This is a genomic window from Collinsella aerofaciens (assembly GCF_040910245.1).
Taxonomy (GTDB): Bacteria; Actinomycetota; Coriobacteriia; order Coriobacteriales; family Coriobacteriaceae; genus Collinsella.
In genome coordinates this window covers 33148-39086 of sequence record NZ_JBDGAY010000023.1, presented here as the reverse complement: position 1 = coordinate 39086, position 5939 = coordinate 33148, and the positions used below count along the sequence as shown (strand labels likewise).

The window sequence follows — 5939 nt, the reverse complement described above, 5'->3', positions numbered from 1 at the left end:
CTACTATTACAAGGGACACCCCAACACGCCAACCGGGCTGTGGCCCTCCAAGCAAGACCAGTTGAGCTCCTTGGGAATTACCGATATCGACTCTTCGGTGGCAGCCGAGCTAATCCTGTTCTTCAACCCCGAAGTTGCGCTGTCCGGCTATGGATCGAGCACGTATAACTCTGCCTCCAGCGACGCGGGATGCGGCGTGTTCAACATGACGAAAGCCGCGGCCCTCAGTCCGTCGAGCACGGTCGACTACAGCATTATGGATTGGTTCGCCTCGTCCATCTCATCTTCTTCAGATACGGCTATCCAAGCCCTCTGCCCCAAGGGCGACACGTGCTACCTCGTTGAATTCTCCGATATGATTCTGAAGTCCGCCGATTACGACATTGCGGTTTTCTCTGGCAACACGTCCACGCTCACGTACTACAAGAAGCTTGCCGATGGAACGTACAGGCTGATTCGCACGAAGACCAACGGTTCGACCCTTATGACCTCTGCCCACGTTTCTGGCACGGGTTGGATCTCCTCGGTCAAGGAGGGCAAGACAGCTGGCACCACGGGAAAGTCCCAGGCACTCGAGGCGTTCAAGGTCGACATGGCAGCCCTCCCCTACTCCGGCACGGTGCAATACCAAGCCCACTGCGCAAACCTTGGCTGGCAAGGCTGGAAGAACGAAGGTGAAGTCGCGGGCACCGTTGGCGAATCACGCCAAATCGAAGCTATCCAAATGAGGCTTACCAACGAGCTCGCCGAGCACTACGATATTTACTATCGAGCCCATGTACAGAACGAAGGATGGCTTGGCTGGACCAAGAACGGCGAGATTGCGGGCACCACGGGCTTTGGCAGGCGCGTGGAGGCTATCGAGGTCAAGCTCATTGAGAAGGGTGAAGCCGCGCCAGGAAGCACTGCGCGCGCATCCGTCATCGGACTGCCCAACGCAACCGCACACGTATCGAGCATCGGATGGCAGACCACCGTGCACGGTGCCACATTCGCCGGTACAACTGGTCAGGCGCTCGGCATTGAGGCCCTAAAGCTCTCCGTCGCAGGAGCTCCATTCGACGGTGGCATTACATACCGTTCCCACGTTGCCGACCAAGGTTGGGAGAAGACTTGGACATCGAACGGGTATAAGACCGGCACCACGGGCAAAGCTCGCCATATTGAAGCCCTTGAGGTGAAACTTACAGGAGAACTTGCCGAGCACTATGACGTTGTATATCGCGTGCACGTTTCCAACATAGGCTGGATGCCCTGGGTTAGGAACGGCGAGGCTGCTGGTACCACTGGTCGTGGACTACCCATTGAAGCAATCGAGATGAGACTCGAAAGCAAGTAGGCGTCTGATCGCTTGCCCGATAAAAGGAGCCGTCGGCAATCGCAATTCCGACGGCTCCCTAGTTTTAGCTATGCTCACGTCACATCTTCGGACTGTCCACCACCAGGGGTGGCGAGGGTGGACTAGGCGCAGGCAACGATTGGCTGCATTACCGGAACCCAGTCAATTACGCCCGCCAAAAAGACAGTGACCACCAACCTCGTTTTCAACATATCTCCCCCTCCAGCGATGCGGAAAGGAAAACGGCGAAAACGAACTTGGCAGCCACTGCTCCAGTTCAAATTTGCTACGCCCTAGCGATACGTAACAACCTTAGTGCCATACGGAATATTATCGTAAATCCACTTGGCGTTTTGGATGTCAAGCCTTACACAACCTTGAGAAACATTCTGACCAAGTCTACCGTCCTGAATGTTGAACGTTCCCTGGTCGTACGGTACCGAGTGGAACAGATAATCACCGTAGAATTGCGTGTAGTAGTAGCACGTATAACCGTGTCCGAAGCTATAGCCCTTGCCATAGACGGTAAACTCACCCAAAACGGTGGGCGTGCTCCATGCGCCGGGCGAGCACTGCCAGTAGAACACCTGGTTCCAATTGTACGAATTGCCGTTGTACACGCCCACCCGGCAACGAGACGTATCCACAAGGAGCAACCAATTGGTCGAACTCGCATAGCGATTCGCCTTCTGCCACATTGCAAACTGGTCTGCCGGCATAACGGGGATATCCGTGAACGGTCGATACGTCGAGCCAGGCGCAGCGGCACCCTTGGGAAGAATCTGGATCTGGATACCCTCGAGGCGATAACCGATATTTACAGTGCCCGCCTGTGCACCGTTTGCAGCCCAACCGAGCCAACCGTAATCCTGAACATACGCGCGATACCAAACGTCAAAGTACTTCGAGAGGTCTCCCGATAACTGGATCTTGATTGCCTCAAGCCTCTTATTCTGCCCCGTGGTACCGCAACTCGCGCCGTTCGAAGCCCAACCACGCCAACCGTAATCCTGAACATGGGCGGAATATTTGATACCGCCCGATATGCTCGAGCTCACAGAGAGTCTAAGATCCTCAACCTTAAGCGAGCGACCCTGGGTGCCCGCGAATCCGTTATTGGAAACAGCGCCCATCCAACCAATGTTGGAAACATGGGCGGAATAACTCAAAACAGGCATGGAGATGCATGCATTCGCGCCTGTAGCGGGAGCAGTCTCGCCCTTCTTTACGAGCCTAATCTGAACCGCCTCGGCCTGAACACTCAGCCCCGTAGTGCCGGCATCGGCACCGTTACGGGTCCACGAAAGCCAGCCGTAGCCCGCAACGTGTACGCGGTAGTAAATATCGTATTGCTCGGCCAATTCATCGGTGAGATTCATCCTCACCGCCTGGACAGCACGACTCTTTCCCGTCGTCCCGGCAAAACCTGGGGCAACGAAAGCATTCTGCCAGCCTTCTTCCTCAACATGAGCTGCAACGGAAACGGAACCGGCAATTGAACCAGCGGCGCCGACACGAAGAGCTTGGAGAGATAGAGCGCGGCCCGTGGTGCCCACGGTTACATCGGTACCCAGCGAGGCGGTCTGCCAGCCAATCTCGGCAACATGGCCCTGGGCAGAAAGAACCTCATCGGTGGAGTCCGACTCTACATAGGCACCATCGGTAGAACCAGGCGCAGCAGCGTCCTTCTCAAGGAGGCACACGCGCACAGCGCAGATGGCGGCATTGTTGGAAGCGCTACCGGCAGGCAATCCATTTGAAGCCCAGCCGGTCCACTTACCCGTATTGCCGTCAAACACCTGGTACCAGACGTCGTAGGTTGTTGATAGCGTGCCCGAGAGACTAATCCTCACGCAACGCATGGCCAAACCGTCTGACAGCGTGGTTGTCCAGCCACCGTCCACAGTATCAACGCCCTCGGGCATGGAGCCGTACTGACTACCAGACTGGTACAGAATCGAACCGTCGCACGCCTGGTTGTTAACGTTAAGCGCAAAGCTCTTGAGCGGTTTCGTACTATCCTCCGAGCCAATCACAACGGTCGAGTCAGATCCCGCCCCAACCGTCGAACCGTCCAGACGAAGCTCTGCTCCTTGCAAGACGGCATGCTCGGAGCCTTTGAAGGCGCCCTCCGTAGAGCCGGGAGCTTCCTGCCCCTTCTTAACAAGCACAATCTGCACGGCTTGAACGCCCGAGCTCATACCCACGGTTCCGGCCGCCGCACCGTTAGCTGCCCAGCCAAGCCACGCGTTATACCGAGCAGAATAGACTCGATACCAAATGTCGTACGCATTCGCGGCATCGCCCGTGAGGCGCATTTGAAGCGCCTCGATGCGGCGAGACAAGCCCGTTGTACCCGTACGTCCAAAATACCAGGAGCCCCATCCTTGATCTTGAACGTGCGAGCGAACTTGGATGCCAGCACTTCCACCAAACCAGGTTATCCGCGTATCGAGGGACTCTACGCACTCCGCGCCCGGAGCACCCGCGGTGGCCCCGTTGCTCACGACGGACATCCAACCAACGTTCGAAACATGGGTCGAATACGTTACAATCGCAGGCTCGTCAGCTTTGCTCTTGAAGGGAACGTCCGTACCACCCGGGGCAGCAACATCCTTGGCCAATATAACGATTTCGACAGCCTCAACGGAATAGCCATAACCCTCGGTGCCCGCATTGGCACCGTCGCACGTCCAATCCAGCCAACCAAAGTTGGACGAGTGGACTCGGTACCAAACACTGTAGGTTTGAGAAAGCTCGGCGGAGAGCTGGATTGCGATGGCCTCAAGCTGCCGAGACTGTCCCACAGTACCGACAATGGCATCGTTGCCCACCGGGTCCATCCAGCCGATGTTTGACACGTGGGCTTTGATGGAAAGTGCATCGGAAATCTCGTTGCCCTCGGCATCTTTAACGGAAAGCTTCAGCGCTTCCATACGCTTCGACTTGCCGGTAGTGCCCGCAAGCTCACCCGCGGAGACCGACGTCATCCACCCGTAATCTTGCACATGTGCCTGATAGGTAAGAACGGGCGCAGATTCAGATTTATCGTCGGACACATCCACCTGACCGTCGGTCGCATCAACATCCAAAACAGAAGCGGAATTGGCTTTGATTTCAGACTCCGACGGAGACCCATTCTCGGTCGCATTGTCCGAGGCATCGGAAGTAGCACCATCAAGCACGCCGATATCATTGCTCTCGCCCGCCTGATCGGCATCGGTTCCAACTGTCCCAGCAAGCGCATCACCTGTCGGGGAAGCTTGAACGGTAGATTCCTGAGCTAACGAAACGGACGAGTCCTGAACAGATTCGGCGTAAACGGCAATCGGCTGAAGTGCCGGCATCGCGCACATGAGCCAGGCCATACTAATAACGACCGCAGTCCTTCCATGCTTCATTTTGACTCCCCATCGATTAGCCAACCTTGGATTTATTATTAATTGATTCATCAGTTACTCAAATACGTATAACGCGAATGGTGCATAAAAAGAAACGAACGGAGCGCAACAAAAGCGAACCGTTCGTTCTAAATCAAAGAATCAGGCCAAACTCGACCTAGAATATCTTACGCCCTCGCTATGCAAGCGGGATGTTGTCGTACCAGCCCCATTTTGGCTTATACGTAGTGGAATAGTAATCCAGCCAATAACCCATATCCAGAGTCCTTATGTGACCAACATTATCCATAACTTGGTTGTTGCCAATATAGATACAAACGTGACCGTATATACGACCCATATAGTTATGCATATGCGAAGGAACAGCAATGACCATTCCGACCTTCAGCTGCGAATAATCAGTATATTTGCAGAAATCCCAATAATAGTCACAGGCGTCCGTATGGACATTTCTGAATCCAGCCCGCTCATAGACCTGAGCAATCCATTCTGAGCACAACCCAGGACCAGGAGAGGGAACCTGCCTTGACAGATCTACAATCTTCTTCTGCATTGGATTAGCAAGAGCAAAGGGTTCGCCAAGAAGCATCGGGGAGATAGTGCTCCCCGGAGCAGCAGCGCCCTTTCTCGTAATTCTTACCTGAACGGCCTGAACATGCGTCCCATAGCCGGTGCTGCCGGCGACGACTCCATTTTTTGTCCAACCGAGCCAGCCGACGTTATCGACATGGACCCTATACCAAACATCGAAATAAGTTGCCAAGTCACCCGATAGGGAGACTTTTATTGCTTCGACCGCATTGGATTCAGTAGCAGACGACAGTTGATCCCCGTTTGACTTGACAGAAGTCCAGCCTACATTTGATAGATGTAGCTGATAATTTATTCCGCCGGCAACGAATGAAGTGGTCTTAGCCAAGAACCCGGTAATGGGAATTCCCTTGCCGGTTGTACCGGACACCTCTCCGGCAGAAACACTATTCTGCCAAGTGCTGTTCGACTGGGATGAATACGTCACCGTTGGTATTTCAAGATGAGAATAACCAGTCGTATCAGGATGGGACGTACCCTTCTTAATAAGCTTAATCTGAACCGCCTCAAGGGAACAAGACATTCCGGTGGTGCCGGCCTCCTCGCCGTCCTTTGCCCAGGCCATCCAGCCGATGTTGGAGGCGTGGACGCGGTAGTAGACGTCGGTA

General features: G+C 54.7%; 1 protein-coding gene and 2 pseudogenes. 1 reads left to right on the top strand and 2 read right to left on the bottom strand.

Annotated elements, in window-relative coordinates:
• Window positions 1-1339: pseudogene (locus tag AB5Z20_RS08265) on the top strand (hypothetical protein); the annotation flags it as partial.
• A 293-nt stretch (window positions 1340-1632) separates the two neighbouring features.
• On the opposite strand, the gene AB5Z20_RS08260 reads toward AB5Z20_RS08265, so the two are convergent.
• Window positions 1633-4740: a L,D-transpeptidase family protein gene (locus tag AB5Z20_RS08260; protein WP_368156912.1), complete on the bottom strand. Its 3108-nt coding sequence runs from the start codon at window positions 4738-4740 to the stop codon at window positions 1633-1635.
• Window positions 4741-4918: 178 nt separating this feature from the next.
• Window positions 4919-5939: pseudogene (locus AB5Z20_RS08255) on the bottom strand (hypothetical protein); the annotation flags it as partial.

Excerpts from the sequence above, each read along its gene's own strand:
- AB5Z20_RS08260 (WP_368156912.1), bottom strand. The coding sequence starts at position 4,740 with ATGAAGCATGGAAGGACTGCGGTCGTTATTAGTATGGCCTGGCTCATG.